This is a genomic window from Bradyrhizobium retamae, from assembly GCF_001440415.1.
GTDB classification, from domain to species: Bacteria; Pseudomonadota; Alphaproteobacteria; order Rhizobiales; family Xanthobacteraceae; genus Bradyrhizobium; species Bradyrhizobium retamae.
In genome coordinates this window covers 114,959-140,727 of the sequence record NZ_LLYA01000002.1, presented here as the reverse complement: position 1 = coordinate 140,727, position 25,769 = coordinate 114,959, and the positions used below count along the sequence as shown (strand labels likewise).

Sequence of the window (25,769 nt, the reverse complement as noted above, 5' to 3'; positions counted from 1 at the left end):
CATCGGCTGGTGGAGGATGCACGCATGATGCCGGATCAGGCAATTCTGGTAACGGGGGCCGCGGGCTTCATCGGATTTCACGTGGCGCAGCGGTTGCTGCAGTCGGGCCATCGCGTGGTCGGGCTCGACAACCTCAATTCATACTACGATCCGCAACTGAAGGCGGCCCGGCTCGCGATCCTGCGCAACAATTCGCGTTTTCAGTTTGAAGAGCTGGACGTGGCGGATCGCATCGCGATACCGGCGCTGTTTGCGCGCCATCGGTTTCCCGTCGTCATCCATCTGGCCGCGCAAGCAGGCGTGCGCTACTCGCTGCAGGATCCGCACGCTTATGTCGACGCCAATCTGGTTGGCTTCACCAATGTCCTGGAGGGATGCCGGCACCATGGCTGTCGTCATTTGCTGTTCGCTTCCTCGTCGTCGGTGTATGGGGCCAACAGGAAGTTGCCCTTCTCGGTGCATGACAATGTTGATCATCCGATCAGCCTTTATGCCGCGAGCAAGAAGGCCAACGAATTGATGGCCCATTCGTACAGCCATCTTTACGGAATCCCGTGCACCGGCTTGCGTTTCTTCACGGTGTACGGCCCGTGGTATCGGCCCGACATGGCGCTGTTCGTGTTTGCGGACGCGATCGTCCGCGGCAATCCGGTCAAGCTGTTCAATGGCGGCCGGATGCTTCGCGACTTCACCTATATTGACGACGTGACCGAGGCTCTGGTCCGCCTGATCGATCGCGCGCCGCAGGTCGGGAAGCCCGGGCCCGGGCTGGACGGAATTCAGGACCCGGGATCGAGCATCGCCCCTTGGCGCATCTACAATGTCGGCAACAACAAGCCGCAGGAACTGATGCTCGTACTCGACATCCTCGAGCGGGAGCTGGGCCGCAAGGCCAACAAGGAACTGCTGCCGATGCAGCCGGGCGACGTGCCGACCACCTATGCCGATGTCGATGACCTCGTGCGCGACGTGGGCTTTCGCCCGGCAACCGCGATCGAGGACGGCATCCAGAGGTTCGCAGCCTGGTATCGCAGCTATTACGAAGCAAACCGGGCGATGGCCGCATCCTAGAACCGAACCGGCACGTCTGCCTAGAACCGAACCGGCACGCTTGCGCGAAACTGATGCCATGCTTGTTCTTGAACGCGCGTGCAGCGTGGGCGGCATCGGCAAACCCGCACTGATGCGCCAATCTCGCGATCGAAATGTTGGCCAGCGAAGCCTGCCGCAGCAGGTTGCGTAACAGCTCGACCCGCAGATGAAGGACATGCCGTTCGAACGTGGTGTCGCGGTCGGCGAAGATGCGATGGAAGGTCCGCTCCGAGATGCCGAATTCGGCAGCGAGCGCCGGCACTGGGCGGACAGCGACGATATTGGCCCTCAGATAGGTATCGATCAGGCGGAACAGGTCGGGACGGGTGAGCTGATGGCTGGCGCCCGCGGCGAGACGCAGCAGAGCCGACAAAAAGGCGACGATGTCTGGCTGGTCTTGTCGCTCCGGCGCATCGGGCAAGGAAATCGCGTTGCGAACCATCGCGGTAATCGAACGCGCAATAATTCCGGATAGCGGCACGGGCTTGGCGCATAATCGCTCCGCGCTGGGAATGGACCGCAACAGCGACGCGGCCGGGACGGTCGCGATCAGCAGTTCCGCGCGCTGTTCGGGGCCGAATAGCCGATCCTCGAACGGACGCCGCGCGTCATAGAGCACACCATATCCCGGATCGATCGTGCCCTCGTTGCCGACTTGCATCATCGCGCTGCGCCCGCGCCGCTGAAAGTCGAACATGAATTCGCCCGAGCCGGCCCGGCTTACCAGCCTGGCATCGCAGGTGTAGCATTGTGGGCTGCTGTCGAAGCGCACGAGCTTGGCATCGCCGATCTCGACGAACTCGAAGTGGCCGCTGACGAGGGTGGAGCCGAGGGGCTTGGTCTCGATATTGGCGAAAGACCGGCAGATCGCCTCGGTCCAGAAGGCCTGACGTTCCGTCAGACGGATCGGGTCGGTGGAGACGCTGATCGGCATCACGTGACGACATCCGGTTGATGAACCCCCAGCGTCGCGCAGGATTGGTGGCTCTGGCAAGAGCCGAACCAGCGCCGGACGTGGCAGGTTTATTCAAGACGCACCGTCTAGGACCGCCGTAACCTGCGACCAGTTCATGGGAACTCAGTGCGATATGATACCTACAAAGCCATCTGTCGGCACAGATGCCGATCATCCGCTCGACCCGCTCAGCGAGGCCGAAGTCGCACTGGCGTCCGAAATACTGAAGAAAGAGAAGAGACTCGGGCGCCACGCGCGATTTACCCATGTGCAACTCGAGGAGCCCGCCAAGTCCGACGTCCTCGGCTGGGAGCCGGGCGTTGTGCTGCCACGGCGGGCCGCCGCCACCCTGTTCGACTGCAAGACCGGCGCGACGCATGTCGCCACCGTAGACCTTGAATCAGAGTCCGTGACGGCGTGGCGCGAATATTCGACCAAGGCCCATCCTTACGGCCAGCCGCCGATCACGATCGAGGAGGTGTTCAAGGTCGGCGACATCGTCAAGTCCGACGCGGACTGGCGGCGCGCGATGAAGCGGCGCGGCCTCGATGACAAGGACATCGAGCTGGTTCAGGTCGATCCGTTCTCGGCCGGCTATTTCGACCGCGAGGTGGAGAAGGGCCGCAGGCTGGTCAGCGCCGTGTCCTATTGGCGTAGGGATCTCAAGGACAACGGTTATGCGCATCCGATCGAGGGCGTCGTCGCGTTGGTCGACCTGATCGAGAACAGGATCGTCCATCTGGTCAACGAGCCCGACATCATTCCGATCCCGAAAAAGTCACGCAACTACGACCAAGCGTCGATCCCGCAAACACGCAAGGACGTCAAGCCGCTCGACGTTGTGCAAAAGGACGGCCCGAGCTTTACAGTCGAGGGCTGGAAGGTGGGTTGGCAGAACTGGTCGTTCCGCGTCGGCTGGACCGCGCGCGAGGGCCTCGTGCTGCACCAGATATCGTTCCGCGACGGTGCGCGCGAACGGCCGATCATTTATCGAGCCAGCGTCACCGACATCATCGTGCCCTATGCCGATCCGACCGCGAACCATTTCTGGAAATGCGCCTTCGATGTCGGCGAGTATGGACTGGGCAAGCTCGCCAACGCGCTCAGCGCCCATCCAGGAAGCGATCGAGATGCCGCGATTCCTGTCCGGCCGCTTCGCGCTCGTCGAGGCGCGCGACACGCTGCATATCGAGGGACGGTTCCCTACAGATACGATCGATGCGCTCGCACAGCGCGGCCACACCATCAACCGCTGGGACGCCGGGAACGAAATGGCGGGCCATGCGCATGGCATTACCATCGACCGGCGGAACGGCGTACCGAGCGGCGGTTCCGATCCGCGCAGCGATGGCGCGGCGATCGGTTACTGATTGTTGATCTGCGCCTCGCATTGGCTGGCCCTGCCATTATGCGTTACCACTCCTTCCGACAGGAGTGATGCCGATGCCGGTATGGACCTGCGAACAATGTGGCGCCCAGTTTCCCGAAAGTACTGCGCCGCCGGCCGCGTGCCCGGTCTGCGAGGACGAGCGGCAGTATGTGAACTGGAAGGGACAGGCGTGGCTCACCCGCGAGGAATTGGCACAACGTCACAAGCTCGTCTGGCATGACGATCTCGGCATTCCCGGCATCGGGCTCAAGCCGAATTTTGCGATCGGACAGCGCGCGCTGCTCGTGCGCGAAACGGATGGTTGCGTGATGTGGGATTGCGTGCCGTTAGCCACGCCCGAGGCGATTGACTACGTCCGCTCGCTCGGCGGTCTGAAGGCGATTGCCGTTTCGCACCCGCATTACTATGGCGCGGTCGCCGACTGGAGCGATGCGTTCGGCGGCGTGCCCGTCTATCTGCATGGCGACGACCGCGCCTTCGTCACGCGGCCGCATCCGGCCATCGTGCCGTGGACTGGCGACAGCCACCGGCTCTCGGACGATATCCTGCTGGTGCGAACCGGCGGACATTTTGCCGGCGGCACGGTGATGCATTGGCGCGCCGGCGCGGAGGGCCGTGGTGCGCTGCTCACCGGCGATGTCGCCATGGTTGCGATGGATCGCCGCTCCCTCAGCTTCATGTACAGCTATCCGAATTACATCCCGCTCAATGCCGCAGCCGTGCGCCGGATCGCACGCGCGGTCGAGCCGCTGACGTTCGACCGCATCTATGGCGCATGGTGGGGCCGCAACATCGCCGACAATGCCAAGGCGGCGTTCGAAATGTCCGTTCAGCGATATATCGCAGCGATCTCCGGCTGAAAGCGACGGCAATCCCGCGGCCGGCTAGCGGTTACCCGCGCCAACCGCGGACACGCTACGGGGCATCGGTGCCGCGCGTTGCGTCGGCTGCAACGGGATGGCGCTCTTCGGCTCGCTGAGCCAGCCGGTGAGGCGCGACATCAGGCCGGCCTGCTCCACCGTCCGCGGCTCCTGCACGAAGGGATCGGTGTAGCATCGCGCGCCCGCAGCCTTTGCAATTCGCGCCACCGCATCGGTCATCGCCGGCGCGCCCGCGGTATAGACCACGTCGTCAAGCGTGAGTTTCGGCAAATGATCGGTCGGCCGGCCGCTGCGAACGGCATGCGAGATATTTTGCGGCTCCGACACCATCGGGATCAGCGTGACGTTGGGAAACAGCGCCAGCCGGCACAGTGCCGCGTGCATGTAGAGCGAGCGGATACTGCGCGCCGCCACCACGAAGACCATTTCACGCTGCGGCTGCTCCATGATCGCGGCGACCGCGACCGACCACATCGGGGCGAAACCGGTGCCGCTGGCGACGAGAACGATGCGGCCCGAATGGCCTTGCCTGAAAAAGGCGCGACCGTACGGCCCCGTCAGCTTGACGCGATGTCCGGCGCGGATGTCGTGGCCGAGTGCCGAGGATACCAGCCCGTCCGCGACCTTTCGGATATGAAAGTGCAGGATGCGATCGTGGGGCCGGCCTTCCAGCGGATAGGTCGGGCTGTAGGACCTTGCCGGGAATCCCTGAAACTGCAGCTTGGAGTACTGGCCGGGGAGATAATCGAGCGGCTTCGGCAGCTCGATGTCGATACCCACCACGTCGGGCGCGAGTTGAACGGTCTGCGCCACTTCCGCCGACAGCGCCACCGGCTCGGGAGCCGCCTCGATCGCAATTTCGAGATCGGAAACGATTCTGGCCTGGCAGGCATGGATCATGTCGTCGCCCCGGCTATGGCCGCCGAATACCTGGCCGTCGACGAGCCGCACCTGGCAGGCGCCGCAAATCCCGGAACGGCAATCATGCGGAAGATCGACCCCGTTCATCAACGCCCAGTCGAGCAGAAGCTCGCCGCGATTGGCCAAATACGGCTCGTTGTTGATCGTGACTTTGCAAATCCTTGACATTTATTCCACCTCGATACGAATAGGACGGACGTGCCGTGTATGTCTGATCTGGCTGTGGTCGAAAGCGGCGACCCGCATGAAGATGCCGGTTTTGATCGGCACGTCGAACTGGCTTGTGGTGTCGAGCCGACGCTTCACCTCGAGCGCCCAGTGGCCGGAAGCCCAGCGGGCGGCGCTTCTGATGTCGGAGCGGTCGCCTGAAAATTCGCCGCTCAGGATGACGCCCGGGATCACGGTCCCCGTTGGGATGCGGGCGTCGATGTTGATCGAATACGGCACGGAATCCTGCTCGGTCATGAACCATCGCGCGCCGTCGCTTTCGCCGTGATTGGGGTCAAGGTCGATATCTCCCATTGCGGTCGTCGTGTCGGCGACGACTTTGGGCAGGCGCAGCGGAGCGATTAGCCGGCTGCGGCGCGGACCGCCTGACGTATCGACCTCGACGGTGAAATTGTCCCGGTAGTTTGCCGTGCCCGGGTCGGGCGCGAAGCCGCCCTTGTAGGGAACGACGTTTGCCGCCTGCATGGGGGTCGGGTCGAGCGGCGGCCCGAAATGCGTATCGTCCATCCATCCGGTCGCGCCGCTCGTGGCCTTCCACTGCCAGACGTCGGCATAGCCGGATGCCGTGTAATGCAGTCCGCGGCCGCTCATGGTGGCCGGCGCGCCGGCGACCGGCTGCGGCCCGGGATGAAAGGTTCGCCCGCCCGCCAGCGTGACATCCGACGTGGTCAGCAGCACCGAAAACTTGTCTTCGTTGTACTGATGCTCGTCGCCAAGCTGAAAGCCGGAATGAAGCAGGTGCCATCCATCGGCCTGCTTGACGAGTGGCAGGTGCTTTAGCGAGCGCGTCGAATCTTCCCAGGTGAAGAGGAAATAGGCATAGGTGCCGTCATGCACCGCGCGAATTCCGATTCTGGTCTCGCCCTTGCCGTCGAAATTCCCGCCTTCTCCGGTCAAGAGCGAGAACGGCCTGACGCCGCGCCAGGCCCGATCAGAGGTGTCGCCGTCGAGGGTCGGCGCGTCGGCGGGATTGATGCGGCGAATCTGAACACCGTCCACCGCCAGCCGATCGGTGGCCACGAGGAGCGAAGCGCCGGTGATCGCAGCGGCGGCCGCCACGAGGAACGGATTGGCCTGCAGCGTCGGGTTTCGCGATCTCGAAGGCCCGACATGGGATCGCGGCGCCGGATCCGGCTCACGCGTCCGATCGTGGCGCGCCTCTGCGCGGGGCTGCAGTGAATGCGATGCAACCTCGGGCGGTGGGTCTTCGGACTCCGGCGGGCGCGCCGATCGCTCGGCCAGCAGCCCCAGGAGCTCGACGGCATCGAGCCGCGGCGGCGGCGCCGGCAGCGGGGCGGGACGAAAAATGCGCAGCAGTTGCGAGATGCCGCCGCTTTTGTATTGGGTCAGGACATGAAGGGCGACAAAGGCGAGGATCACCCAGGTCCCTACCCAATGCAGCATCGCCACGTCGTAGCCGGAGTAGAAGCCGAAATAGAGCGCGCCGCCGCTAACCAGCAAACCGAACATCGTGACGAAGAAAATCCAGTACATCAGTGCAATCACCGCGCTCAACCTGGCCTGTCCGCGGCCGAACAGTCCGCGCAGGCGAACCTTGTCGAGCTGGACGCGGCGTCCGAGGCCGGAGCGGAGCATGTAGACGACGTAGCCGATCGCCACGGCGACCAGGACGACGGCCGCCTGCATATGGGCGATCCATACGCTGTCGCGCGGCAGCACGGCGTCGAACCAGTTGATCCAGGTGCGGTCGGGCGTTTCCGTCGCAATGCGTAAGCCGGTGACGAGCGCAACGGCGAATGCGGCCACGAACGTCCAGTGTAGAATGATGGTCCCATAGTCCGTCTTACGCTGCCGCACACATACGCCCCGCTACTTCACTTACCGAACAGCAACTGTTGGCGCCGATCCCACCAACCGCCGATGTCGCTGCCGTACTAGTGATGGTCCTCAAAGCCGTCGATGAGGCCATCGTCCAAGATCGTTCTTTGCGGGCATTGGCCGGTGAAGAGCTCTTTTGCGCCCGCCGCGTGAGCCGGATCGGCGAACGCGTTTCTTGCTTTGATGTATTGGCCTCCAGCGTCCCCGACGTGTCGGGGGCGCCGGAGGTCGCGCCGCGCGCCGCTATCCCCACATATGATGTAAATGATGCGCCAATTCGGGCATGTCCGAATTGGCTTGGTCCGCGCCCCAGATCTCCACGTCGGCAATCGTAACCATCGCCGGCTCGCCGCTCATGGTGGGGGCTGCGACTTGTTGCACGTCCAGGCTAGCCGCCGCGGCCATCGCCGCCGGCGTTTCGGCGACCGGCGTCTCCGCGACCGGCATCCCCAACACCTCGGCGACCGTCAAGCCGTCCGGATTGTAGGTGCCGCCGGTAACAGGGATATTGTTGCCGCCGGCATCGGCCGCATTGCCATGCATCTGGTCCGCGGCAGCGACGACCAGCGTCGCGTTGCCGGTCTGCAATCCCTTGATCATCGCGGCAATTTCGGCGCCGAGGATACCGCCCAGGTCCGCGTCGAAATCGGTGACGCTCTTCTCGAATGCCCTTAGATCGCCGATCAGTGCGGCGATCGCCTCGCCGTCTTGGCTTCCCACGAGGTCGACGGCTTGCTTTCCAAGCGAATTTGACTGCGCAATGAAGTTGGCCAGGAACGCGGTCTGCACATCATTGTCGAGATATTTCGGAGCCGGCGAGGTGTCCTCCGGAAGCGGCGAAAGACCGCCGATGCCGTCTTGCGTTGCCATATCAGCCAGATTGGCATCGCTCTGGATGATGTCGATGATGTCGAGGATGTTGTCGACGCTGGCCTGCGCCGCCGTGGGGCTTATCCCGGGGTCGTTGATATAGACGAGCTCGAGTTGGAGTTGCTGCACGATCTCATCGGCATGGACGCCGGTCAGCCCGTCGAACAGTTCCGGGTTGGCGGTCATCAGCGCCTGCATGTCCGATATCACAGCATTGATGTCGTCGGTGATCTGCGCCCGGTTACCGTCATTGACCCCGCCAAGGATCTGACTGGCCACGTCGTCGAAAATCGCGCCGATCTCCGCGAGATTGTGAGGCGCGGCGGGCGCCGGAGTGCCGATCGGCAGCGGCGCGGCCGGCGCCGGATTGGCCAGCACGGGATCGCTACTGACGGCATTGATGACGCTGAGTTGGCTGATGCGAAGCGCTTGCTCTGCGCCAGCGGCGTTGCCGAACGAGCCTGCCGCGCTCACCGAGGCGTTGGCCGCCGAAATGGCGCTGGTGATGTCGGACAGCATCGCCTGAACATGGCCGAGCGCAGCGCCGGAGAACTGGCCTGTGTTGAGTTCGGCCAGCAGATTGTTCTGCACCGCGGTGAGATCGTTGGTGTGGTGTGCAATACTGACGGCTGCTTGGGCGCCGTTGCCGAGCGCGCTTTGCTGCGGGGCATCCACCGGCGCCCGAGCCGTGCCGTTGAAGGTTGCGCTGAGGTCGGAGAAATTCGAACCGACAGGCCGTGACGTCGTTTGGCTGGCCGGCGGCGGTTCTTCGAGCGGTGTCGTGGACGGGGAAGCCGGAGCGACTGGCGGGCTGGCGACTTCATCGGTCGGGAGATCGAGATCGTCGGGCTGATCCCCGTGAGCCAAGCGAGCCATTGTCCGTCCCCTGCTGTCCAGTCGAATCCATTGACGCGTAGGCGCGGCCATCCGCCAGGGGGCGGGACGTCGCGCATGGTGAAGGATCATTTAGCTTCATGGCGTCATTCGGCCGACACAGCGACCAATGAGCGCCGAAGCAAGGTGATAGACGGACGAATCCATGACGCACGCCGTGCGGGAAAACGGCGAATGAAGTGCGCGCGAGAAGGGTATCGCGGCCCCTTGTCGGGTGCGCCAGGCCTCGGTGTCGGAATCGCAGCCGGAAGCGTGCGTGCGGTATCGGCGACAAACGCCTTTGCCACCGTTCTACCCACGGGCGAACTTGAACAATCGGCATTCGTCGCATTCTTGTCGAAAAATGGTCCGCATCGCGCGTCAAGGAGACCTGCAGGGAGACCCGATCGAGCGGGTCGTAGGGCAGTTCAATGAGTATCGCTCAGGGTCAGACGCAGGACCGAGCGCGGGCAGCGTCGGCGCCCCGCGCAGTGTCGGGCCTGCGTTCGACGCTGGCCGCCGACGATCCAGTCACGAATGCGCTGCGCGCCAGTGCGCGCCGCATGATCGGCGTCGCCGTATTCAGCGGCGTCATCAACATCCTGATGCTGTCGGGCCCACTCTATATGTTGCAGGTGTACGATCGGGTAATTCCGAGCCGTAACCTCGCGACCCTGTTCGGCCTGTCCCTGATGGTGCTGTTCGCCTATCTAGTGCAGGGATATTTCGACGCGATGCGGTCGCGGATGCTGTGCCGGGTCGCAACGCTGTTCGATGCCGGCCTGCAAGGCTCGATCCATTCGGCGCTCGCCGCCTTGCCGCTGCGCGGCGTCAAGCCGGTCCTGATGCAGCAGCCGCTACGCGATCTCGACCAGGTGCGCACCTTTATGTCGGGCATGGGGCCGACGGCATTCCTGGACATGCCGTGGATCCCGGTCTTTCTGATCGGGCTGTTTCTGTTTCACCCCGCGATCGGTTTCACGGCGCTGCTGGGTACTGCGGCGATCATTGCTATGACCTTGCTGACCGAGCGGATCTCGCGCAATTCGGCCAAGGCGGCGATGGACATGAACGCGCAGCGCCAGGTGCTGGCGGATGCGACGCAGCGCAACGCGGAAATCGTCCGCGCGCTCGGCATGACGGATCGGTTGACGGCACGCTGGTCGCAGGCCAACGAGCGCTACCTGCAGGAAAACATCCGCGCCACCGACGTCTATGCCAATCTCGGCTCGGCCGCGAAGGTGCTGCGCTACATTCTGCAATCGGGAATGCTCGGTATCGGCGCCTATCTCGTCGTGGTCGACAAGGCGTCGGGTGGCGTCATGATCGCGTCGTCGATCCTGATGGGGCGTGCGCTCGCACCGGTTGAAATCGCGCTCGGCACCTGGAAGCAATTGGCCGCCGCCCGCCAGGGCCTCGCCCGTCTGCGCGACATCTGCAAGGCGACCGCACCGCCTCCGGCGCCGCCGGTCATGCTGCCGCGTCCCTGCCGCGAATTGTCCGTGCAAAATCTCGCGGTGGCGGCGCCCGGTTTCGACATGCCGATCGTGTCTGGCGTTACGTTTTCACTCAAGGCCGGCGCGGGGCTGGCGCTACTGGGCGCCAGCGCGTCGGGCAAGACCTCGCTTTCCAAGGCGCTGGTTGGAATCTGGCCGGCGCATCGCGGCGCGGTGCGGCTTGACGGCGCCTCACTCGATCAATGGCGCAACGAGGATCTCGGCCGGCACGTCGGCTATCTGCCGCAGGACGTCGGCTTGTTTGACGGCACGGTAGCGGAGAACATCTGCCGTTTCGACGAACACGCAACTTCCGACGCCATCCTCAAGGCCGCTCAGATCGCCGGCGTCCATGACATCATCCTGCGCCTGCCGGAAGGTTATGCGACGCGAATAGGGGCGGGCGGCATCTCGCTGTCGGCTGGACAGAAGCAGCGCGTTGGCCTGGCGCGGGCGGTATTCGGCGATCCGTTTCTGATTGTTCTCGACGAACCCAACGCCAATCTCGATGCCGACGGCGAGAACGCCTTAACCCGCGCCATCGCCATCATGCGCCAGAACAAATCCATCGTCGTCGTCATCTCGCACCGCCCAAGCGCGCTTTCCGCGCTTGATATGACGATAGTGCTCTATGAGGGCAAGGCGATCGCGTTCGGCCCGCGCGAAGAAGTCTTTGCGCGCGTCCGCAACGCCAACGGCAATGGGGCGCCGGGATCGCCGCCAGGCCCGCCGCAGGCAAAGGCAGACCAGCGCCCATCACTTGCCGAGAGTGTTTCTTCATGAAGAATTTCGATCACGTACACACCGATGAAAGAGTGGCGCGACGCCGGGTCGGTGGAGCGGACGACGAGGTCGTGGCGCCGCAGGGCCAGGCGCTGATCCTCGAACTGCAGCGATTGCGGCAGGCGTTCGAGCTTGACAATCTGCCGGACCAGCGGCCGCCGCTTCGTCGTCCGGCGAATGACGAACCACGTCAGGGCGCGCGACGTTCGCGTCCCGCACGGCCGAAGCGGTCGAAGAAAAAGGGCAAGATGGGACGGGTGCTGGATTGGCTCGGCCCCTTTGGATCCCGGTCCGACGTTTTCGATGCCGAACCTCCGGCGACGCGCGGCGGGCGCGTCACGCGTGAGCCGCAATTCGTGACCCCGCCACCGGCGGCCAGCGCGCGCGGCAATCCATGGCTGAACGAACGGCAGCCGCGCGGTCCAATCATCGCGCCGGACGATCCGTCGCTCATGAACATGCCGAGGTCGAGACCGGAGCTTTTGCAGATCGACGACCGACGGGAGCCGCCTCGCATCGAGGCGCCCCAATTGGCGCCGCCGGCCCCTGCGGGCGCCGTGCCGCGCGAGCGTTCCGTGACGCGGGTCGTCCGCACTGGGCTGACCGCAGGAGTTGCCTTCCTTGCCAACCGCGACGGATCGGCTGATGTCGCGGACGCGCCGGGCGAGAGCATCGTGCTGCGGGCGGCGCGCACCTTCGAGCGTGAATTGCGCACGGGCTTGCGGGTGCTGCTAGTCGTCGGCGGGTTGGCAGGCGGCTGGATGGCATTCGTGCCGCTGTCAGGCGCGGTCGTGGTGCCGGGCAATCTGGTGGTGCAGTCCAACGTCAAGACGATCCAGCATCCGACCGGCGGGGTGGTCGCCCAGATCCCGGTCCACAACGGCATGCGGGTCAACGCCGGCGATCTGTTGCTGCGGCTGGATTCGACGCAGGCGCAAGCCAGCCTGCAGGTGGTGAGCAAGCAGCTCGATGAAATGCGGGCGAAGATCGCACGGCTGGTCGCCGAACGCGACGGTCTGCCCCGGCCGGCGATACCGGCCGAGATGTCGGCGCGGCTTGACGATCCCGGTGTTAAAACGCTGCTGGCCTCCGAGGCTTCGCTGTTCAGGGCGCGGGTGACGGCGCGCGAGAGCCAGAAGGATCTGCTGCAGAGCAAGGTAACGCAGCTTGGCGACGAGATCGTCGGCCTCGACGCGCAGGTTGCGTCCAAGGCCAAGCAACTGGAACTGATCACCGGCGAACTCACGGGAGTGCAGGAGCTCTTCGACAAGCGTCTGGTGCCGATCGCGCGGCTCACGGCCTTGCAGCGCGAGAGCGCGAGAATCGAAGGCGAGCGCGGCCAGCTAATCTCCACGATCGCCGAGACCAAAAACAAGATCGACGAGGCGAAGCTTCAGATGGTCAGGCTCGACCAGGATGTCCGCACCGAAGTCGTCAAGGAACTAGGCGAGGCGCAGGGCAAGGAGGCCGAACTCAGCGAACGAAGCATCGCCGCGCGCGACGTGCTCGAGCGCATCGAGATGCGCGCGCCGACGTCGGGCGTGATCCATCAGCTCAACGCGCACACCATCGGCGGCGTCATTCGCCCCGGCGACACCGTCATGGAAGTGGTGCCGGATTCCGACGATCTGCAGATCGAGGCGCGGTTGCAGCCGAACGATATCGATCAAGTGCGCAAGGGCCAGCAGGCATTTGTTCGTTTCTCGGCCTTCAACCAGCGGGTGACGCCGCAATTGATCGGTCAGGTGTCGTACGTCTCGCCCGACACCACCCGCGACCAGCAGACCGGCACGTCCTATTTCACGGTCCGGATCATGCTGCCGGAAGAGGAGCGCCGCCGTCTCGCCGGGCTGCAGCTCTCCTCGGGCATGCCCGCGGAAGTGTTCATGCAGACCGGCAGCCGGACCATGCTCAGCTACCTTTTCAAACCGATTCTGGATCAGTTCCAGCGCGCTTTCGTCGAGCGGTAAGGGGCAAACAGGCTTTTGGCGCGTGGTCGCAAATCTTGCCACCCCAGACGGCATTGTTATATCAGGGCTTCCCGTCCCGCCCTGTTTGCATTGCGAGCCCCGTATGACGACCACCACTGCCCCCGAATCCCAGCCGTTCCAGGCCGAGGTCGCCGAGCTTCTGAACCTGATGGTGCACTCGGTCTATTCGGAGACCGAAATCTTCCTGCGCGAGCTGATTTCGAATGCATCTGACGCCTGCGACAAGCTGCGTTATGAGGCGATCTCGGCGCCCGAGCTGATCGCCGACGGCGCGCCGCCCAAGATTCGTATCGCGCCGGACAAGAAGGCCAATACGCTTAGCGTCGTCGATAGCGGCATCGGCATGGACCGGCATGAGCTGATCGACAATCTCGGCACCATCGCGCGCTCCGGCACAAAGTCGTTTCTTTCGCGCCTCACCGAGGCCAAAGACGGCGCCAATCTGATCGGCCAGTTCGGCGTCGGCTTCTATGCAGCGTTCATGGTCGCCGAGCGCATCGTCGTTACCAGCCGCCGCGCCGGTTCCGATCAGGTCTTCGTCTGGTCGTCCTCCGGCGGCAGCGGATTTGAAATCGCTCAAGCCAGCGACGAAGACGCCACGCGCGTCATCCGCGGCACCGAGATCGTCCTGCACCTGAAAAAAGAGGCATCAAAGTATCTCGAGACCTACGAGATCGAACGTGTCGTCCGCGCCTGGTCCGACAACATCCAGTTTCCGATCGAACTGGTGCCGGAGGAGGGCGAGCCGCGCCAGATCAATTCGGCCAGCGCGCTATGGCAGCGGCCGAAATCGGAGCTCAAGCAGGATGACTACAAGCAGGCCTATCAGCAGGTCGCCGGCGCGTTCGACGAACCGGCGATGACGCTGCATTATCGCGCCGAAGGCCGGCAATCCTACGCGGTGCTGCTGTTTGCGCCGTCGACAAAGCCGTTCGACCTGTTCGACCAGGCGCGCAAGGGCAAGGTCAAGCTCTATGTCCGCCGCGTCTTCATCGCCGACGACGCCGATCTCTTGCCGGCCTATCTGCGCTTCATCCGCGGCGTGATCGACAGCGAAGATCTGCCGCTCAACATCTCGCGCGAGATGCTGCAGAACAATCCGCAGCTCGCGCAGATCCGAAAGGCCGTTACCGGCCGCGTGATATCGGAGCTGGAAAGCCTCGGCGAAAAGGAGCCGGAAGCGTTCGCAAAAATCTGGGACGCGTTCGGCCCTGTGATCAAGGAAGGCATCTGGGAGGACTTTGAGCGCCGAGAGAAACTGCTCGCGTTGTCGCGCTTCACCACGACAAAGGGCGAGGAGCGTTCGCTCAAGCAGTATGTCGAGGATCTCAGGCCGAACCAGACCGATATCTATTATCTCACCGGCGAGAGCGTTGAACGGCTGAAGTCGAATCCGAAACTCGAATCCGCGACCGCCCGCGGCATAGAAGTGCTGTTGCTGACCGATCCGGTCGACGCGTTCTGGACCTCCGCGTCGCTGGATTTCGGCGGCAAGCCGCTAAAGTCCTTAAGCCAGGGCGATATCGATTTCGGACTGATCCCGCTGTTGGATGAAAAGGCCGAGGACAAGAAAGACGAAGGCGGCGCCGATGAAGCCACGACGATCGCGCTGATCAAGGACGCGCTCGGCGAGCGCGTCTCCGACGTGCGCGCCTCGCAGCGGCTGACCTCGAGCGCGTCGTGCCTCGTCGCCGGCGGCGGCGCACAGGACCGCATGCTCGAGCGGCTGCTCGCAATGCAGAACAAGGGGCCGACCACCAAGCCGATCCTCGAAATCAACATGCGCCATCCCCTGGTCGCGGCGATTGCTAGCGACAAGGATGCGGCCAGGGACGTGTCGTTCCTGCTGTTTGAGCAGGCGCAGATCCTCGACGGCGAACTGCCGGACGATCCGGCGGCGTTTGCCAACCGGCTCAACCAGTTGGTGCTGCGGGGGATCGCAAAGGGTTAGGACATTCGGTCGCCGGGTTGAACCGAATTCCAAGACTGGCCGTATCTGCTAGGAAAGTGCGAACGCGGGGTAGCGCAGATCGCCATGACGACGTCTGACGGCACCGACATTTTCTACGGCGCGATTCCGGTCTTTCGCGGCTTCGGCAGCCTGATGGACCCGGCGCTGTATACGCCGTTGCCGGACGACTGGGCCGTCGGTGTCGCCGACATCGTCGAGTCGACCAAGGCGATCGCCAATCAGCGCTACAAGGCAGTCAACATGGCCGGCGCTGCCGTGATCGCGGCCGTGACCAATGCGCTTGATGGCCGCGAGTTTCCGTTCGTGTTCGGCGGCGACGGTGCGAGCTTTGCGGTGTCCCCGGCGGATCTTTCGCACGCGCGCGAGGCGCTGGCGGCGACCGCGGCCTGGGTCAGCGCCGATCTCGATCTGATGATGCGGGTGGCGCTGGTGCCGGTGAGGGACATTCGCGCGCAGGGGCTCGATATCAAAGTCGCTCGCTTCGGGCCGTCGTCCAATCTGTCCTATGCGATGTTTTCCGGCGGCGGGCTGGGATGGGCGGATGCCGCGATGAAGCGGGGCGAATTCGCGGTCCCACCGGCGAAGCCGGGAACGCAGCCCGATCTGTCCGGGCTGTCGTGCCGGTTCGAGGAAATTCCTTCCTCCCGCGGGCTCATTCTGTCGGTGCTGGTGGTCCCGGCCAAGGGCGCCGATCCGCGCGCCTTCCGCAAGGTGATCGAGGACGTCATCAAACTGGTCGAGCAGAGCCCGGATGCGGGCCGGCCGGTGCCGCCGGATGGGCCACCGCTGCGCTGGCCGCCGGCCGGCGTCGAATATGAGGCGCGCGCCGCGCGCGGCGGGCCGCTGTTGAAGCGACGCACCGTCGTGCTCGCCGTCACGCTCTGGGCCTATGTGGTGATGCGGTTCGGCATCAAGGTCGGCAAATTCGTGCCGAAGAACTACGTGCGGCAGGTGGTGGAGAATTCCGACTTCCGCAAATATGACGATGGCTTGCGGATGATCCTCGATTGCACGGTCGAGTTGGAACGGGCGCTGACGGAGATTCTAGAAAAGGCGGCTTCCAGCAAGGTCGTGCGCTACGGCCTGCACCGGCAGGACGCCGCGATGATGACCTGCTTCGCGCCCTCGGTGATGCGCAGCGATCACGTCCACTTCATCGACGGCGCCCGCGGCGGTTACGCGTCGGCGGCGTCAGCGTTGAAAGCGATGGCGGCGTGATTTGTAGGATAGGCAAAGCGAAGCGTGCCCACCATCTCTCAAGTTCGTTGAATGGTGGGCACGCGGAGCCTGTCATCGGGCGCGCATTCGCGCGACCCGTTGGCTTTGTCCACCCTACAGAATGGTGATCGAAATCGATGCTAGCGTCCGACCCGCGTCCAGTTCTCCCCGCCGCAGAGTGCGCCGACGCAGCCTTCGACCTTTAGCGTGTCTGCGCCTGTTACCGAGACGCTGCTGGCGTAGGTGCCGCCGTCATCGGCATTGTAGATCTGGCCCGACCATTTGTTGGGACCGCTGGGGCTCATGCCGCTGAACAGGGGAAGGCCGATCATCGGCCGCCGCTTCAGGGCCGGGTTCGGATTTTTGTCATCGACCTGAGGCTTGCCGGTGGCCTGATCGATCGGCTCCTTCAGAGCGACGATCACGCCGCAGATTCCACCGCCGCATTTGCTGATCTTGACCCTGGCATCGCCCGCCTGCGTCAGCCAGACGCCGGTCGGCTCGCTGGCGCCTTGCGCGAAGACGGATGGCGCGGCCAGCAATGCCGCTGAGATCGCGATGATGAAAGCCGTTCTGCAAGCCATGAATGATTCCTTACGAAAAAGCAGGCTTGCATAGCAACAAATCAGATTTGTGCAATGTCGGATCGCGTGCAACTTGCCGTATCATTTGCCCCAGCGGGTCAGACGGATCGACAGCGCCGTGCCGAGGCCGTAAACGACCATCGCTGCGCCGACCAGGGCGAACAAGGCCGATGCCGGCGCGCCCATGGAGGCCAGCCACCAGCCGCCGCCCCCGACGATCAGCAACCTTGCGGTGCCGGCCATCACGGGACCGCCGACCTTCGCAGCACCTTGCGAAGAGAAATAGAGACTGACGCCGATCCCGAAAAACGCGAATGCCGGGCCTGCCCAGGTGAAATAGGCATTGGCGGCGGCGGTGACGCCGGGATCGCCGGTGAACATCGAAACCCAGAGCGACGGCTTTGCCGCGACAATCAGTCCGATGGCGCCGACGGTGATGCCGGCCGCAGCGCCCGCGGTCCACGCCACCTGCCGCGCGCGTGTCACGAGGCCCGCGCCAATGGCCATGCCGACCATCGGCACCGAGGCGACGCCGAATGCGAAGGCGATCGGCGTCAACAGGAATTCCAGCCGCGAGCCCATGCCATAGCCGGCCAGCGTCTCGGTGCCATAGCCGGCCAGGATTTTGGTGAAGATCAACACCGTCAGCACGGTTTGCAGCGGCGACAGGCAGGACACCGCGCCGACGCTGAGAATGTCGAAGAACATGTCGCGCTGGAATTTGAAGCCGTTGAAGTTCAGCGTCAGCCGGCTGCGGCCGCTGACGAGGTGCCAGACGAGGAAGATAGCCCCCAGTGTAAAAGCGGCGAGTTGGCCTGCGGCAACGCCACGCATGCCGAGCCCTGGCAGTCCGAACAGCCCAAGGCCCAGCGCGCCGCCAACGGCGATCTGCACCAGCGCGATGCCGATCAGCGCTATCGATGGAATCCGCATGTCGCCGGTGCCGCGCACCACGGAGGCCAGCGTGTTGACCAGCCAGATCGCGATTGCGCCGGAGAACAGCACGTTCGAATATTGCATGGCCTGTTCGAGCACACCGCCGCGCCCGCCGAGCAGCGCGTAAAACGCGTGGCCGAAGGCCAGCATCATCGCCGTGAAAAAGAGCCCGGCGCAGGCGCCGATCATCGCCGCATGCAAGGCCAATGTCGCCGCACGGTCGCGGTCGCCGGCGCCGAGCGCGCGGCTGATGGCGGAGGAAACGCCGCCGCCCATCGCGCCCGCCGACATCATCTGCGTCAGCATGACGAAAGGAAATACCAGCGCGATGCCGGCGAGCGGCTCGGTACCGAGCCGGCCGATATACAAGGTCTCGGCGACCGCAACCAGCGTCGTGCCGACCATGGCGATCGCGTTCGGTAGCGCAAGTGTCAGCAGCGTCGGCAGGATCGGCGAGGTGAGCAGGGCGTTGGTCGGGGCCGGCGGAACGGCGGCGGTGGGACGCATGTCGAGCGGGGCGTCAATGGTCATGCGTCATGTCATCCAAACGAATAGATTATGGATGACATATTACCCGGCCGCCCGCATGCAAGCCACCCGCACCCCGCGCAGGGGTTACCATGGCAGGCCGCATAGGTCGATTATTCCATCGCGCGGCTTGCGCGTGAAATCGAACACGAACGGCGCCATGGCCTCGAAGTGAATTCGTCCCTCCGGCTGCTCGGCATAGACCTCGCCGTTGAACGCATGCCAGCCGCGCGCTTGATAGAACGCTTCATTGTGCGGCTCGCAGAACAACATCGCAAACCGCACCGCTTCGTGATCGCGCAGGGTCCTGATCGCGGCGTTGAGCGCCAGCGTGGCATAGCCGCGTCCCCGGCAATCCTCCCGCGTCGAGACGCCGCCGATGCCGCCGATCTGGACCTTGCGACCGTCCCAGGTCGCGGTGCGGAAATAAATGCCGACGTGACAGGCCAGCCCCGGCCTCGCCGCGTCCTCGGGTGCGTCAATCAGCACGCGCAGATCGGCATGGGCCCATTTGACGTGACCCCAGGACAATTTTTCGACGACATGGCCGCGGCCATACCGCCTGCATCAGCGGTTCGGCGCGAGGCCATGAGGAATCCCCGTTCAGGACGTCGATCTCGATGCTCATTTCATCACCTTACTGCGCCAAGGCTTGCGACTGCCATGCCCGTCATACGCCGGACGCGGAACGGCGTTACCGGAAGCCTTCCCGTTCTTGCCAAATTGCGGTGTTTATGCGCAATGGAACCTTCTATAAGAGTTCCCGTTAGACCACGTCTCCCATCAGTTCGGACATCACCCCATGACCTTCACGCTGCCCAATCTTCCCTATTCCCACGACGCCCTTGCACCCCACATGTCCAAGGAAACGCTGGAGTACCACCACGACAAGCATCACCAGGCTTACGTGACCAACGGAAACAACGCGATCAAGGGGACTGAATTCGAAGGCAAGTCCCTGGAGGAGATCGTCAAGGGTTCGTTCGGCAAGAATCCGGCCGTGTTCAACAATGCTGGCCAGCATTACAACCACCTGCATTTCTGGAACTGGATGAAGCCGAATGGCGGCGGCAGCAAGCTGCCCGGCCGCCTGGAAAAGAAAATCACCGAAGACCTCGGCGGTCTCGATAAGTTCAAGGCCGATTTCGCCGCCGCCGGCGTTGGCCAGTTCGGCTCCGGCTGGTGCTGGCTGTCGGTCAAGAACGGCAAGCTCGAAATCTCCAAGACCGCGAATGGCGAAAGCCCGCTGGTCTACGGCGCGACGCCGATTCTCGGCTGCGACGTCTGGGAGCACTCCTACTACATCGACTATCGCAACCGCCGTCCCGACTATCTCAAGGCGTTCTGCGATAACCTGATCAACTGGGACTACGTCGACGAGCTGTTCGGCAAGGCCGGAGCGTAAACACCGTCGTTCCGGGGCGATGCGAAAGCATCAAACTATGGTGCGCAATTGCGCACCTGAGAATCTCGAGATTCTCAGATGTGCAAGTGCACATCATAGTTCGCTTCGCGCCCCGGAATGACATCCGTGAGGCGGCAGCATCCCACTGCCGCCTTTCATTTGAGCCGCTGCAATCCTTGCGCGGAGCGCTTGGCTCCGGCACAAGCGGCATGCCGGGTGACTTCGCTGACGTAATAAAGCTGGACGTGGGAAAATTGCTGCGATGAGCTATCTGTTGGTCTTTTTCGGCGGCGGCCTTGGCGCGACGCTGCGCCATCTCATCAATCTCACCTGCGCCCGCTGCCTCGGCACCGGGTTTCCCTGGGGCACCTTCATCATCAACATATCAGGCTCGACCGCGATGGGGCTGATCGCGGGTTATCTCGCCTTCAAGGGCGAAGCGTCGCAGCCCTGGCGGCTGTTTTTGATGACCGGCGTTCTCGGCGGCTATACCACGTTCTCGGCCTATTCGCTCGATGCGGCGCTGCTCTACGAGCGCGGCGAGCTTGGGCTCTCGGCGCTTTACGTGACTGGCTCCGTCATGCTTTCGATTGCCGGGTTGTTCGGCGGTCTCGCACTGGTGCGTCAGTTCACCTGAACCAACCGCCATACGAAACGGGCCGCGTGATGTACTCGCATGGGCATCCCTGAGAAGCGCATGGGTATCGCGCGAGCTTCCGTTTGCTTCGCCACACGCGCGGGACTAAGCAGAATGGGCTAGCTTCACCCGGCAAACCCCACAGCCTTGTCAGAACCTCCGCTAACAGACCCGGCGCCACCCGACGACGCCGAGCCAAAACCCCGGCGCGCCCGCAAGCCGGTCGGCTGGTCGATGATCGTGATCGGCGCGCTCGTCGCGATCTGCGTTGCGCTGGTGTGGCGGCGTGACGGCATCGACGGCGTGTTCAATATTCTCACGCACGATCTCCTGCTGTTCGGCGAAATCATCCCGCGCGTGCTGGCCGGCTGCCTGCTCGGCGGATTCATCGCGGAAATTCTGCCGCACGACAAAGTCTCGCGATCCCTCGGGCCGAAATCGGGCCTGAAAGGACTTTTGATCGGAACGGCATTCGGCGCGATCCTGCCGGGCGGTCCCTTCACCGCCTATCCCGTGGCCGCGGCATTGCTCACGGTCGGCGCCGATTTCGGCGCCACCATCGCCATGGTCGTGAGTTGGACGCTGATCGGCTACGGCCGCGCGGTCGCCTGGGAGCTGCCGATTCTCGGCACCGACTTCACGCTGTGGCGCATCGTGATCTCGCTGCCGATCCCGGTGCTGGCAGGTTGGCTCGGCCGCGTCGTCTTCGTGCGGATGTATCCGAAGGGCGAGCCTTCGTGACGGCGTCTGCGCTGATCATCGACATCACGCTGTGGGGCTCGGTCGCGATTCTCGGCTTCATGGCCTGGCAGCGCGGCCGCGTCGTGCTGGTGTCGTCGGTGCGCGAAGGCTCGATGGACTTCATCAACATCGTGCCGCGCATTGCACTCGGCGTGATCGGCTCGGGCTACATCGCCGCCGTCATTCCGCCCGAAGTCATCACCGGGTGGCTCGGCCCCGACAGCGGCTGGCTCGGCGTGCTGACCGCGGTGATCGCCGGAGCGGCGACGCCCGGAGGCCCGGTGGTCGGCTTTTCGATCGGCGCGGTGGCGTTGAAGGTCGGCGGCGGCCCGCCGCAGGTGATCGCCTATGTCGTCGCCTGGGCGCTGTTCGCCTTTCAGCGCATGATCCTCTGGGAAATCCCCTTCATGCCGGCCCGCTTCGTCTGGTTTCGCGCCGCAGTGTCAGTGCCGTTTCCGTTTCTGGCGGCGGCGATCGCGATGGTGATCGGCAAGCCGTAAGGGCTTGAACCGGAATTGGGCTCTGGATGCCGGGATATGACGGGCAGGGGCATTGAAGAATAGCAGGGGCATTGAAGAATATCGGTCCTCGGTCATGCCCCCTCGTGGACTCCCGTAATGTTATATTATAACGTCAACCTATGCCTCACACCCATTCCCACGACCACGCGCATCACGCTCACGCCCACAGCCACGGTCCGGCGACGCCGCATCCGGCGCAGGCCGCGCCCTGGTCGATCCTGCGGATGACCGTATCAGCCCGCCTTGCAGCAGCGCTCGCCGTCAGCGTCGCTCTGTGGGCCGTTGTCCTGGTCGCGATGAGGTGAGCATGTCCGCGCAGATAAAGTTTCGCAACGTCACGCTCGGCTACGACCGGCATCCGGCGGTGCATCACCTCAACGGCGAGGTCGCGCCGGGCGCGCTGATGGCGGTGATCGGGCCGAACGGCGCCGGCAAGTCGACGCTGTTCCGGGGAGTGGCCGGCATCCTCAAGCCGCTGTCCGGCGCGATTGGTCTCGGCGGTCTCGATAGCAGGGACATTGCCTATCTGCCGCAGAGCGTCGATATCGACCGCAGCTTTCCGATCTCGGTGTTCGATTTCGTCGGCAGCGGCCTGTGGCGTTCGACGGGACCGTTCGGCGGCATCGGCAAGGCCGAGCGCGAGAAGATCCTGGCGGCGCTCGCCGCGGTCGGGCTCAACGGTTTCGAAAACCGCTCGATCGGCACGCTGTCCGGCGGGCAGATGCAGCGCATGCTGTTTGCGCGGGTGCTGCTGCAGGATTCTCGCCTCATCGTTTTGGATGAGCCGTTCAACGCCATCGATGCAAAAACCTCGGCGGACCTGATCGCGCTGGTCAGGCGCTGGCATGGCGAGGGGCGCACCGTGCTGGCGGCGCTGCACGATCTGGAGATGGTGCGAAGCCACTTCCCCGAAACCCTGCTGCTGGCGCGCGGGCCGGTTGCGTGGGGGCCGACCGCCGAAGTGCTGACACCGGAAAACCTGCTCGTGGCGATGAAGATGTGCGAAGCCTTCGACGACAGCGCCGCAGCTTGCGCCGCCGATATGCCATCACGGGCGGCCTGATGCTGTACGACGCGCTGTTCGCGCCCTTCATCGAATTCGAGTTCATGCGCCGCGCGCTCGCCGCCGTGATCGCGCTTGCGCTAGGCGCCGCGCCGATCGGCGTGTTCCTGATGCTGCGGCGGATGAGCCTGGTCGGCGACGCCATGGCGCATGCGATCCTGCCGGGTGCTGCGATCGGTTTCCTGGTCTCGGGGTTGAATCTGTTCGCGATGACGACAGGCGGATTGATCGCGGGCTTTACGGTCGCGCTGCTCGCCGGCCTCGTCGCGCGCAACACCGAGCTGAAGGAAGACGCTTCGCTCGCGACCTTCTATCTGGTGTCGCTGGCGCTCGGCGTTACCATCGTCTCCATCAAGGGCACCAATATCGACTTGCTGCACGTGCTGTTCGGCAACATCCTCGCGATGGACGACCAGACGCTGCTGGTGATTGCCTTCAACACCACGATTACACTCTTCGTAATGGCGGTAATCTACCGTCCCCTCGTGATCGAATGCGTCGATCCGGTTTTCCTGCGCACCGTCTCTCGCGCCGGCGCGCCCGCGCATCTGGCGTTCCTGGCGCTGGTCGTCATCAACCTGGTCAACGGCTTTCATGCGCTCGGCACCTTGCTCGGCGTCGGCCTGATGATCCTGCCCGCCGGCATCGCCCGGTTCTGGTCACGGGACATCACCGGCATGATCTGCATCGCGGTGGCGAGCGCGATTGTCTCGGGCTATGCCGGGCTGGTGCTGTCGTTTCAGACCAAAATTCCCTCAGGCCCCGCGGTCATCCTGATCGCGGCGGTGCTGTATGTCGCATCGTTGTTGTTCGGCCCTGTCAGCGGCCTGGTCCGGCAGATGTTTCCCGGCCGTCATCTCGAGGCGTAGTCATGATCCGGTACTGGCTTATCGCTCTCGCCATGCTCGCGGTCGCAGGCCCGGTCCGCGCCGAGGGGCGCCTCAACGTCGTTGCGAGCTTCTCAATCATCGGCGATTTCGTCCGCCAGGTCGGCGGCGATCGCGTCGAGGTCACGACGCTGGTCGGGCCCGACGGCGATGCGCATGTTTATGTGCCGGCGCCCTCGGACGCCAAACGGGTTGCGGGTGCAAAGCTTGTGTTCGTCAATGGTCTTGGGTTCGAGGGCTGGTTGTCGCGGCTCGTCAAATCCGCCGGCGGAAAGGCGACCGTCGTAACCGCGACGACCGGCATTACGCCGCTTAAGCTCGGCTCGGTAGCTGATCCCCATGCCTGGCAATCGGTCGCCAACGCTAAGATCTACGTGGCCAATATCCGCGACGCTCTGGCGGCCGCCGATTCCGCCAATGCAGAAACCTTCAAGTCCAACGCCAGCGCTTATCTGGCGCAACTCGACGTATTGGACCGCGAGGTGCGCGAGACGGTCGGCAAGATTCCGGAAGGGCGCCGCAAGGTTATCTCGACCCACGGTGCGTTCGGTTATTTCGCCGCCGCCTATGGCATCGATTTCATTGCGCCGGTCGGCGTATCGACCGAATCCGAGGCCAGCGCCCGCGATGTCGCAAAGATCATCACCCAGATCAGGGCGGCCAAAATACCGGCAGTTTTTCTCGAAAACATCTCCGATCCCCGCCTGATGAGCCGGATATCGGCCGAGACCGGCGCCAGGATCGGCGGAACGCTCTATTCCGACAGCTTGACCGGCGAAAAGGGCGATTCTCCTACTTACATTGCGATGGTCAGGCACAATATAAAGGCCCTGACCAGCGCGCTGAGCCCATAGGGCAGGGGCCTCCCTGCTGCCGGTGCGCAAAACCATTTCCGCTCCGGAGCCATTATGTCTGAACTTTCGTCCCAAAAAATTCCAGTGACCGTGCTGACGGGCTATCTCGGCGCCGGCAAGACGACGCTGCTCAACCGCATCCTGTCCGAAAACCACGGCAAGAAATACGCCGTCATTGTCAACGAATTCGGCGAGATCGGCATCGACAACGACCTCATCATCGGCGCCGATGAGGAAGTATTCGAGATGAACAACGGCTGCATCTGCTGCACCGTGCGCGGCGACCTCGTCCGCATCATGGACGGCCTGATGAAGCGCAAGGGCAAGTTCGACGCCATCATCGTCGAGACCACGGGGCTGGCCGATCCGGCGCCGGTGGCGCAGACCTTCTTCGTCGACGAAGACGTGCAGAGGAATGCGCGGCTCGACGCAGTCGTCACCGTGGCGGACGCCAAATGGCTGAGCGATCGTCTCAAGGATGCGCCGGAAGCCAAGAACCAGATCGCGTTCGCCGACGTCATCGTGCTGAACAAGACCGACCTCGTCTCCAAACCGGAATTGGCCGAAGTCGAGGCCCGAATTCGCGGCATCAATCCATATGCAAAGCTGCACCGCACCGAGCGCTGCAAGGTCGCGCTATCGGACGTGCTGGAGCGCGGCGCGTTCGATCTCGATCGCATTCTGGAGATCGAGCCGGAATTCCTCGACGCCGGCGACGATCATCACGATCATGATCACCATCATGGTCATGATCACCATAACGATCACAGCCACAGCCATGGCGGATTGAAGCACTACCACGACGAGGAGATGCAATCGCTGTCGCTGCGGTCGGACAAGCCGCTTGACCCGACCAAATTCATGCCGTGGCTGCAAAACCTCGTCGCCACCGAGGGCCAGAAGATCCTGCGCTCGAAGGGCGTCCTCTCCTTCACCGAGGACGACGACCGTTATGTGTTCCAGGGTGTGCACATGATGCTGGAAGGCGATCATCAGCGGAAGTGGAAGGAAGGCGAGCCGCGCGAAAGCCGCGTCGTCTTCATCGGCCGTGAATTGCCTGAAAAGACGATCCGCGAAGGTTTCGAAAGCTGCATTGCTGCGTGA

General features: G+C 63.7%; 22 protein-coding genes and 3 pseudogenes. 18 read left to right on the top strand and 7 right to left on the bottom strand.

What is annotated here, in order from left to right:
• Nucleotides 1-27 precede the first annotated feature (27 nt).
• Nucleotides 28-1,071 carry an NAD-dependent epimerase gene (locus CQ13_RS45180; RefSeq protein WP_057841607.1) on the top strand — a complete coding sequence of 348 codons (1,044 nt, stop codon included), beginning with the start codon at nucleotides 28-30 and terminating at the stop codon, nucleotides 1,069-1,071.
• A gap of 100 nt (nucleotides 1,072-1,171) precedes the next feature.
• Here the strand turns inward: CQ13_RS45180 and CQ13_RS46960 are convergent.
• Nucleotides 1,172-1,939, bottom strand: a pseudogene (locus tag CQ13_RS46960) (helix-turn-helix domain-containing protein); the annotation flags it as partial.
• On the opposite strand from CQ13_RS46960, the gene CQ13_RS45170 reads away from it, so the two are divergent.
• The 4 genes and pseudogenes from CQ13_RS45170 (at nucleotide 1,841) to CQ13_RS03035 (ending at nucleotide 4,297) form a co-directional block, all read left to right on the top strand.
• Nucleotides 1,841-2,047 (top strand): hypothetical protein, encoded by a 207-nt coding sequence (locus CQ13_RS45170; RefSeq protein ID WP_245308995.1) that lies wholly within the window; start codon nucleotides 1,841-1,843, stop codon nucleotides 2,045-2,047. The pseudogene CQ13_RS46960 and the gene CQ13_RS45170 sit on opposite strands and share 99 nt — an antisense overlap.
• Before the next feature lie 115 nt (nucleotides 2,048-2,162).
• Nucleotides 2,163-3,143, top strand: a pseudogene (locus tag CQ13_RS03040) (copper amine oxidase); the annotation flags it as partial.
• Nucleotides 3,070-3,417: a gamma-glutamyltransferase gene (locus CQ13_RS46955; RefSeq protein ID WP_430649650.1), complete on the top strand. Its 348-nt coding sequence runs from the start codon at nucleotides 3,070-3,072 to the stop codon at nucleotides 3,415-3,417. The pseudogene CQ13_RS03040 and the gene CQ13_RS46955, both read left to right, overlap by 74 nt.
• A 73-nt stretch (nucleotides 3,418-3,490) precedes the next feature.
• Entirely contained in the window at nucleotides 3,491-4,297 is an 807-nt protein-coding gene (locus tag CQ13_RS03035; RefSeq protein WP_057841606.1) for a hypothetical protein, read from the top strand.
• Between the two features lie 24 nt (nucleotides 4,298-4,321).
• On the opposite strand, the gene CQ13_RS03030 is transcribed toward CQ13_RS03035, so the two are convergent.
• The 3 genes from CQ13_RS03030 to CQ13_RS03020 all read right to left on the bottom strand — a co-directional run bounded on the left by CQ13_RS03030 (nucleotide 4,322) and on the right by CQ13_RS03020 (nucleotide 9,052).
• Nucleotides 4,322-5,407, bottom strand: coding sequence for a 2Fe-2S iron-sulfur cluster-binding protein (locus CQ13_RS03030; protein WP_063800023.1), 1,086 nt, complete (start codon nucleotides 5,405-5,407; stop codon nucleotides 4,322-4,324).
• Complete coding sequence (locus CQ13_RS03025) at nucleotides 5,408-7,285, bottom strand: ethylbenzene dehydrogenase-related protein (RefSeq protein WP_057841548.1); 1,878 nt, start codon at nucleotides 7,283-7,285, stop codon at nucleotides 5,408-5,410. It abuts the gene before it with no gap.
• Nucleotides 7,286-7,549: 264 nt separating this feature from the next.
• Entirely contained in the window at nucleotides 7,550-9,052 is a 1,503-nt protein-coding gene (locus tag CQ13_RS03020; RefSeq protein ID WP_057841547.1) for a hypothetical protein, read from the bottom strand.
• Between the two features lie 560 nt (nucleotides 9,053-9,612).
• On the opposite strand from CQ13_RS03020, the gene CQ13_RS03015 reads away from it, so the two are divergent.
• The 4 genes from CQ13_RS03015 to CQ13_RS03000 all read left to right on the top strand — a co-directional run bounded on the left by CQ13_RS03015 (nucleotide 9,613) and on the right by CQ13_RS03000 (nucleotide 16,509).
• Nucleotides 9,613-11,328, top strand: a complete 1,716-nt coding sequence (locus CQ13_RS03015; protein ID WP_057841605.1) for a type I secretion system permease/ATPase — start codon at nucleotides 9,613-9,615, stop codon at nucleotides 11,326-11,328.
• Nucleotides 11,325-13,298, top strand: a complete 1,974-nt coding sequence (locus CQ13_RS03010; RefSeq protein WP_057841546.1) for an HlyD family type I secretion periplasmic adaptor subunit — start codon at nucleotides 11,325-11,327, stop codon at nucleotides 13,296-13,298. The genes CQ13_RS03015 and CQ13_RS03010 overlap by 4 nt, the downstream gene beginning before the upstream one ends.
• 103 nt (nucleotides 13,299-13,401) lie before the next feature.
• The gene (htpG, locus tag CQ13_RS03005; RefSeq protein WP_057841545.1) at nucleotides 13,402-15,270 is read left to right on the top strand and encodes a molecular chaperone HtpG; all 1,869 of its coding nucleotides are present in this window, start codon (nucleotides 13,402-13,404) and stop codon (nucleotides 15,268-15,270) included.
• An 84-nt stretch (nucleotides 15,271-15,354) separates the two neighbouring features.
• A complete protein-coding gene (locus CQ13_RS03000; RefSeq protein WP_057841544.1) occupies nucleotides 15,355-16,509 on the top strand; it encodes a DUF3095 domain-containing protein in 1,155 nt (384 codons plus the stop codon).
• Between the two features lie 140 nt (nucleotides 16,510-16,649).
• On the opposite strand, the gene CQ13_RS02995 is transcribed toward CQ13_RS03000, so the two are convergent.
• The 3 genes and pseudogenes from CQ13_RS02995 to CQ13_RS02985 all read right to left on the bottom strand — a co-directional run bounded on the left by CQ13_RS02995 (nucleotide 16,650) and on the right by CQ13_RS02985 (nucleotide 19,185).
• Nucleotides 16,650-17,093: a DUF2147 domain-containing protein gene (locus CQ13_RS02995; RefSeq protein WP_057841543.1), complete on the bottom strand. Its 444-nt coding sequence runs from the start codon at nucleotides 17,091-17,093 to the stop codon at nucleotides 16,650-16,652.
• A gap of 81 nt (nucleotides 17,094-17,174) precedes the next feature.
• Nucleotides 17,175-18,560: an MATE family efflux transporter gene (locus CQ13_RS02990; protein ID WP_057841542.1), complete on the bottom strand. Its 1,386-nt coding sequence runs from the start codon at nucleotides 18,558-18,560 to the stop codon at nucleotides 17,175-17,177.
• 84 nt (nucleotides 18,561-18,644) lie between these two features.
• Nucleotides 18,645-19,185 (bottom strand): annotated as a pseudogene (locus CQ13_RS02985) (GNAT family N-acetyltransferase).
• A 174-nt stretch (nucleotides 19,186-19,359) separates the two neighbouring features.
• Here CQ13_RS02985 and CQ13_RS02980 point away from each other — a divergent pair.
• The 9 genes from CQ13_RS02980 (at nucleotide 19,360) to CQ13_RS02945 (ending at nucleotide 25,769) form a co-directional block, all read left to right on the top strand.
• A complete protein-coding gene (locus CQ13_RS02980; RefSeq protein ID WP_028350505.1) occupies nucleotides 19,360-19,962 on the top strand; it encodes a superoxide dismutase in 603 nt (200 codons plus the stop codon).
• Nucleotides 19,963-20,224: 262 nt separating this feature from the next.
• A complete protein-coding gene (crcB, locus tag CQ13_RS02975; protein ID WP_057841541.1) occupies nucleotides 20,225-20,599 on the top strand; it encodes a fluoride efflux transporter CrcB in 375 nt (124 codons plus the stop codon).
• 147 nt (nucleotides 20,600-20,746) lie between these two features.
• Nucleotides 20,747-21,340, top strand: a complete 594-nt coding sequence (locus tag CQ13_RS02970; RefSeq protein WP_057841540.1) for a permease — start codon at nucleotides 20,747-20,749, stop codon at nucleotides 21,338-21,340.
• Nucleotides 21,341-21,399: 59 nt separating this feature from the next.
• Complete coding sequence (locus tag CQ13_RS02965; RefSeq protein WP_057841604.1) at nucleotides 21,400-21,840, top strand: hypothetical protein; 441 nt, start codon at nucleotides 21,400-21,402, stop codon at nucleotides 21,838-21,840.
• A 140-nt stretch (nucleotides 21,841-21,980) separates the two neighbouring features.
• Nucleotides 21,981-22,166: a hypothetical protein gene (locus CQ13_RS45165; RefSeq protein WP_082637278.1), complete on the top strand. Its 186-nt coding sequence runs from the start codon at nucleotides 21,981-21,983 to the stop codon at nucleotides 22,164-22,166.
• Between the two features lie 2 nt (nucleotides 22,167-22,168).
• On the top strand, nucleotides 22,169-22,924 hold the full coding sequence (locus tag CQ13_RS02960) for a metal ABC transporter ATP-binding protein (RefSeq protein WP_057841539.1): 756 nt from the start codon (nucleotides 22,169-22,171) through the stop codon (nucleotides 22,922-22,924).
• A complete protein-coding gene (locus CQ13_RS02955) occupies nucleotides 22,924-23,793 on the top strand; it encodes a metal ABC transporter permease (protein WP_057841603.1) in 870 nt (289 codons plus the stop codon). The genes CQ13_RS02960 and CQ13_RS02955 overlap by 1 nt, the downstream gene beginning before the upstream one ends.
• Before the next feature lie 2 nt (nucleotides 23,794-23,795).
• Complete coding sequence (locus tag CQ13_RS02950; RefSeq protein ID WP_057841538.1) at nucleotides 23,796-24,665, top strand: metal ABC transporter substrate-binding protein; 870 nt, start codon at nucleotides 23,796-23,798, stop codon at nucleotides 24,663-24,665.
• Nucleotides 24,666-24,719: 54 nt separating this feature from the next.
• Entirely contained in the window at nucleotides 24,720-25,769 is a 1,050-nt protein-coding gene (locus CQ13_RS02945; protein WP_057841537.1) for a CobW family GTP-binding protein, read from the top strand.

Bases quoted from the DNA above. Each gene is read 5' to 3' on its own strand.
- CQ13_RS45180 (WP_057841607.1), top strand. From the start codon at position 28: ATGCCGGATCAGGCAATTCTGGTAACGGGGGCCGCGGGCTTCATCGGA.
- CQ13_RS46955 (WP_430649650.1), top strand. From the start codon at position 3,070: ATGCCGATCCGACCGCGAACCATTTCTGGAAATGCGCCTTCGATGTCG.
- CQ13_RS03035 (WP_057841606.1), top strand. From the start codon at position 3,491: ATGCCGGTATGGACCTGCGAACAATGTGGCGCCCAGTTTCCCGAAAGT.
- CQ13_RS03030 (WP_063800023.1), bottom strand. From the start codon at position 5,407: ATGTCAAGGATTTGCAAAGTCACGATCAACAACGAGCCGTATTTGGCC.
- CQ13_RS03020 (WP_057841547.1), bottom strand. From the start codon at position 9,052: ATGGCTCGCTTGGCTCACGGGGATCAGCCCGACGATCTCGATCTCCCG.
- CQ13_RS03015 (WP_057841605.1), top strand. From the start codon at position 9,613: ATGATCGGCGTCGCCGTATTCAGCGGCGTCATCAACATCCTGATGCTG.
- CQ13_RS03010 (WP_057841546.1), top strand. From the start codon at position 11,325: ATGAAGAATTTCGATCACGTACACACCGATGAAAGAGTGGCGCGACGC.
- htpG (WP_057841545.1), top strand. From the start codon at position 13,402: ATGACGACCACCACTGCCCCCGAATCCCAGCCGTTCCAGGCCGAGGTC.
- CQ13_RS03000 (WP_057841544.1), top strand. From the start codon at position 15,355: ATGACGACGTCTGACGGCACCGACATTTTCTACGGCGCGATTCCGGTC.
- CQ13_RS02995 (WP_057841543.1), bottom strand. From the start codon at position 17,093: ATGGCTTGCAGAACGGCTTTCATCATCGCGATCTCAGCGGCATTGCTG.
- CQ13_RS02990 (WP_057841542.1), bottom strand. From the start codon at position 18,560: ATGACCATTGACGCCCCGCTCGACATGCGTCCCACCGCCGCCGTTCCG.
- CQ13_RS02980 (WP_028350505.1), top strand. From the start codon at position 19,360: ATGACCTTCACGCTGCCCAATCTTCCCTATTCCCACGACGCCCTTGCA.
- crcB (WP_057841541.1), top strand. From the start codon at position 20,225: ATGAGCTATCTGTTGGTCTTTTTCGGCGGCGGCCTTGGCGCGACGCTG.
- CQ13_RS02965 (WP_057841604.1), top strand. From the start codon at position 21,400: ATGGCCTGGCAGCGCGGCCGCGTCGTGCTGGTGTCGTCGGTGCGCGAA.
- CQ13_RS45165 (WP_082637278.1), top strand. From the start codon at position 21,981: ATGCCTCACACCCATTCCCACGACCACGCGCATCACGCTCACGCCCAC.
- CQ13_RS02960 (WP_057841539.1), top strand. From the start codon at position 22,169: ATGTCCGCGCAGATAAAGTTTCGCAACGTCACGCTCGGCTACGACCGG.
- CQ13_RS02955 (WP_057841603.1), top strand. From the start codon at position 22,924: ATGCTGTACGACGCGCTGTTCGCGCCCTTCATCGAATTCGAGTTCATG.
- CQ13_RS02950 (WP_057841538.1), top strand. From the start codon at position 23,796: ATGATCCGGTACTGGCTTATCGCTCTCGCCATGCTCGCGGTCGCAGGC.
- CQ13_RS02945 (WP_057841537.1), top strand. From the start codon at position 24,720: ATGTCTGAACTTTCGTCCCAAAAAATTCCAGTGACCGTGCTGACGGGC.